Origin of the sequence: Polaromonas sp. UBA4122 (assembly GCA_002381615.1) — a bacterium.
In the GTDB taxonomy this organism is placed as follows: domain Bacteria; phylum Pseudomonadota; class Gammaproteobacteria; order Burkholderiales; family Burkholderiaceae_C; genus Polaromonas.
Map to the genome: position 1 here is coordinate 1 of DFWY01000061.1, position 4,048 is coordinate 4,048.

3 protein-coding genes and 2 pseudogenes are annotated in these 4,048 nt (G+C 53.2%); 1 reads left to right on the top strand and 4 read right to left on the bottom strand.

Translation table 11 applies throughout. The annotated features are described in order from the left end of the window. Window positions 1–23 precede the first annotated feature (23 nt). Window positions 24–104, bottom strand: a pseudogene (locus B3F77_RS21110) (IS6 family transposase); the annotation flags it as partial. An 81-nt stretch (window positions 105–185) separates the two neighbouring features. Between B3F77_RS21110 and B3F77_RS07915 the strand changes: the two are divergent. Further along, window positions 186–317 (top strand): annotated as a pseudogene (locus tag B3F77_RS07915) (IS6 family transposase); the annotation flags it as partial. Between the two features lie 107 nt (window positions 318–424). Here the strand turns inward: B3F77_RS07915 and B3F77_RS07920 are convergent. The 3 genes from B3F77_RS07920 to B3F77_RS07930 form a co-directional block, all read right to left on the bottom strand. Next, window positions 425–1,741, bottom strand: a complete 1,317-nt coding sequence (locus B3F77_RS07920; RefSeq protein WP_293604433.1) for a metal ABC transporter permease — start codon at window positions 1,739–1,741, stop codon at window positions 425–427. Between the two features lie 8 nt (window positions 1,742–1,749). Next, complete coding sequence (locus B3F77_RS07925; protein WP_293604434.1) at window positions 1,750–2,694, bottom strand: metal ABC transporter substrate-binding protein; 945 nt, start codon at window positions 2,692–2,694, stop codon at window positions 1,750–1,752. A 10-nt stretch (window positions 2,695–2,704) separates the two neighbouring features. Then, on the bottom strand, window positions 2,705–4,048 hold a 1,344-nt coding region (locus B3F77_RS07930), incomplete at its 5' end, for an acetamidase/formamidase family protein (protein WP_293604435.1).

The following is a 4,048-nucleotide window of genomic DNA, read 5'->3' on the forward strand; positions in this document are numbered from 1 at the left end:
AGTGGATTTTGCAGGGCCGACTAGCTCAATGGATACGCCGCGTACCAACGGATGCACACCAGAATCACGTCGATTGGGAATCGCATTCCTTTGGTGCTCAGCATCTCGTTTCAACCATTTTCAGTTAAAGCCCTCAGCATAGTCGAGCGGGTTGCTTGACAGTCAACGCGACAAAACCCCAGTCAGCCAAATGCGTGCTGGCTGGCATCGAATTGATGCACATGATTCGCAAAGGGCAGCTCATGCTGGAAGGCTGCAACGAGATGTCTTTTGCCGAACAGTTTTATGCGCTGGCAGGGCGAATCCGTCTGGCCTGAGGGACTGGCAATCGCCACCCCAGAATCACGTCCATCAGTGGCTAACGCGACATAACCCGTGCGCGGGGGTTAATACTTATCAAGGGAACACCAGGTGCATTTAACTACTAATCTCCTGCAAACACGGGAGTTATTTTCTTAATTTTCTGGCTATCGAATTTTGTGAACACCTTGATTTTTTCTAAACCTATTAGCCATGACAACATCGCCACCAGCAATGCAGATGCAGCTAATGCAACTGGTAGCCGCAGCCGCTCCCTTGCGCGTGAACGTGTCTCTTGCATCACAAATCTCTCGCCCTTGATCATTTCGTTATAGGATTGCTGAAAGGACGACATGCGCCTGACCGCGTTGTCGTCAACCGTAGCGTCCTGCCACCGGCTACGGACCTCGACGCCAGTCAATCGCGCAGCCTCTTCTGCGTATCTACCCTCATAAGCTTTAGCGTCCTCATAAATGGCCTTTTCCTTTTCGTTGAAGTAAGCCTCACGAAGACTTGGAGCCATAGCTTCAGCAGCGTCCAGCAGCGGTTGATCCGCACGCGGTTGGATTGCGAGCCACATTGCCGATATAAAAACAAGAGATACGCATCCCAATGCCGACACTTTGAAGGCAGCATACCAGCGCACTTTGAGATCGATAACAGATCGGACTATCAACCCGAATACCAACATCAGTGCAAAGGCGCAGACCATTGTTGCTCCGGTCGAGGCGTCTAGTTGGTAGGAGGCAATGAGTCCAATAGCCGCAGCAACGACTCCCCCACCCCACCCTACTGCCAGTTGTTTCATGCCAGTTTCAGCAAAAAGCAGACCGATAAGAGAAGGAACGATGAGGAACGAGAAAACCAGCAATACACCGGCCATTGCGACAGAGCTGGTGACCACCAGGCCAAACGCTGCATAAAAGCAGAAGTCAGCAAGCCAGCCAGTCAGACCCGTGCGTTCAAGCCACTTCCTGTGACTGGAAATACCGAGAAGTACCCCAATGGCCACGTACATCGGAACCGCGTGGAACAACTCTTCCGAGCGTACCGTCAGCACACTTCCCGTCAGGATCTGCTTAAGGTGCTCTGCGCCTTGTGGAGCCTTTTCGATCAACAAAAGCGCCGCCGACGCTGATGCAACGTACACGACGCCCACCAATGCCTCGTGTGGGATTTTTTTTGGCGCGAACCGTACCAGTGACAGCAAGAGAGCGCCACCCCAGGCGAACCCAAGCGACCAGGCGTAGGTTGCAGCGGTTTGAGGCATGTGCCCCTGCATGAACGCTACCGTCGCGCCCAGCGCCGCACATTGAGCCAGCGCCAGGTCCACGAACACTACGCTGCGTTTGAGGACCTGGAGACCGAACTGACAGTGAATCCCGATCAACAGCACGCTGGCGAGAAAAGGAAGGGCAAGAAGATCGTAAAGCTCGGACATGGGGTGTTCTACTTCGGGTGGCCTGAAAAAGCTGCAACGAGCGCTGCAACATTGGCATCAAAGAGAGAAAAGTAGTCTCGGGCCTGATCGGTATCGCCGATAGAAGCAGCCATCACAGCTACCCGTGAACCAGTCTTTTCAGCAAGAAAATCAACATCGCGAGAAGGCTCCTGTGGCTCACGGACGATGACTGAGATGTGCTCTTCACGAATTCGGTGCAGCAAGCTCGCCAGCGCTGAGGGACTTGGCGGTACGCCTGGCTTTAGCTCAATAGAAGCTGCAAAATTGAGCCTGAAGCGGCGACCAAAGTATGGCCATGTGTTGTGGTACATCACAATGGGAAGACCATTCAACGGAGCAAGCTTGGACTGCCAAACAGGGATCATGGTCTTCAGTCGTGCCAAAAACTCATTTCTCTTTTGTTCGTAGAACTTGGACCCGGCCGGGTCAACTCTGGCGAGCGCACCTGTGATGTTCGCAGTGATATAGACCGCGTTTTCTGGGTCAAGCCAATAGTGCGGGTTACCTGCACCGTGGGCGTGTCCGTCGCCTCCGAAGCCGCCTGTTTTAACTTCGAGAAGAGTGATCCCACCGGAGGCATCAACAAGGCCTTTACCGCCGCGAACGATTGCAGGGTTTGCCGCCTTGCTGGTGAGCTTGTCAAGCCAGAGGTCATAGTCAAGACCGATTCTTACCACGACCTGGGCCTGATGAAGCCGCTCGATGTCTTGCGGCCTGGGGACGTAGTTTTCGGCGTCACCGGCATCAGGCACAAGCGATGTGACATGAACACGCTCGCCGCCTATCGCCTCTGTAATGCTTCTCAGATCAGGAGTCGTTGTGACTACTGACAAAGCGCACCGCCCCACCAACGGCAACGCCATTAGCAGGGCCACAAAAAGGTAGCGAGCGCCGCTGCGCCCGCTTTTCCGCCAAAACGGCTTGAGTTCCATTACTGCTTAATTACTTCTTGGCGACTGTCCAGAGGCTTTTCGGCATCAGGCAGTGAATGGACTTCTGTGTTGCGCTCATGTCACCTATGCGGCAGTCCATGGCGACGGACGCCAAGCCGTAGGCGTCAAGTCGGGTAAGGCCTTTTTTCTGCTGAAGCAGATTGATCATGGACATGGATGCGGCATCCATGGCTTTATTCGCATCGGCATCGCGGCCAACGGTGACATAGCTGTCACTGGTTTCGGCAACTGGATGCTCGGCCATAGCCTTGGCGTTAACGTCCTTTGGCGTCATGCAGTAAATGCCCTTTTTAATGTTTACGACCTCTGAAACGCGGCAATCAGAGACCGTTGGCATTTCACGAATTGCATCAGCGGCGCTTGCCTTGCGCTGCTCCTGGATGAACTTGATTGTTTGTGCCTTCGCTTGGTCATAGGCAAGGTTCAGGTCTTTGTCATAGCCCATGGTGACCCAATTGGATTTCGTCTCGATTCGAGGCATGTCCAGCTTCATATTCTTGAGAACTTCGACAGTGATGTTGAGTTCTTTGTAGGCGGTCTCGAGGGCCGAAAGATTGATTTCACCGTTGCCTTGCCCTGCATGAGAGTCACCCGACCACAGCAAAGCGCCCTTTACAAAAACAGGTACATAAAGCGTCGTACCTTCTATGAACTCGCGGATATCCATGTTGCCAGCGTATTCGCCTGGTGGAACGCTGGAGTATTGGCCAGGCTCAGCGCGTGCAACGGCCATAGTGCCGGGAAACGGGCGCAATGGAATCTCAATTCCGGGAAGGAATTCGGTGATTTTGCGGTCCATATCGAGATACAGATATTTCACTTGTCCATCTTGGAATTCCTTTGGGAATTCACCGAACATACCCGGAACGTTAAAGTTCGTTGCGTAGGCACGGGGAACAATTCGGTTGATATGTACCTTGAGCACATCGCCTGGTTCAGCACCATTCACATAGATAGGACCGGTCAGCGTGTGCGGGCCACGTCCAGGGAAGTCAGTACGTAGCTTCTTCAGCTCTTCGATGGTCTTGCCAGGAACGATCTGGTTGTGGGCATGCATCATCGTTTCCATCACAACAGTGTCACCCGAATCGATCTTCATAACGGGTGGCTGAGCGTTGTTAAACCATCCCCACTGGGTGGTTTCCAGCGTTGCTGGCAACAGGTGCACCTTGCCGGGCAACTGGCTAGCCGTGGTGAGTGACTGTGCTTGCGCAGCGCCTCCCACGAGGGCAATTGCAGCCAGGGCGCAGGCTGTCAGCACTTTGAGTGATTTTCGATTCATGTCTCTATCCAATCTATACAAAAATTTTAGAAAAAATCTTTCGACTTTCGT

Bases quoted from the DNA above. Each gene is read 5' to 3' on its own strand.
- B3F77_RS07920 (WP_293604433.1), bottom strand. From the start codon at position 1,741: ATGTCCGAGCTTTACGATCTTCTTGCCCTTCCTTTTCTCGCCAGCGTG.
- B3F77_RS07925 (WP_293604434.1), bottom strand. From the start codon at position 2,694: ATGGAACTCAAGCCGTTTTGGCGGAAAAGCGGGCGCAGCGGCGCTCGC.